This window comes from Psychrobacter sp. TB20-MNA-CIBAN-0197 (assembly GCF_040309765.1).
Taxonomy (GTDB): domain Bacteria; phylum Pseudomonadota; class Gammaproteobacteria; order Pseudomonadales; family Moraxellaceae; genus Psychrobacter; species Psychrobacter submarinus.
In genome coordinates this window covers 1-256 of the sequence record NZ_JBEOPC010000958.1, presented here as the reverse complement: position 1 = coordinate 256, position 256 = coordinate 1, and the positions used below count along the sequence as shown (strand labels likewise).

1 protein-coding gene is annotated in these 256 nt (G+C 33.2%); it reads left to right on the top strand.

Going from position 1 to position 256, the window contains the following annotated elements; all coding sequences use genetic code 11:
• The coding region (locus tag AAEY83_RS16720; RefSeq protein ID WP_351060885.1) for a hypothetical protein at positions 1-216 on the top strand (216 nt) is incomplete at its 5' end.
• Between the last annotated feature and the right edge of the window lie 40 nt (positions 217-256).

Sequence of the window (256 nt, the reverse complement as noted above, 5' to 3'; positions counted from 1 at the left end):
ACGAGTATTCAAGATCGACTTAAAAAAGATGAGCAAAATAACTCATTACTGCTCGCTTTGGCTTGCCTTGCTAATGCGCAAGGTGATTACGACCTAGCGGCAAGGGTGTTTGATAAAGCACTAAATAATGAAAATAAAAAACAATATATGCAGCAAGCAAAGTTAAGTTATGAAAAAAGTGCACAACTAGATAAAGCATTGGTACTTTATAAATAATGAGTTACATTTAATAAACACCATTTAATATTGCAAGGAG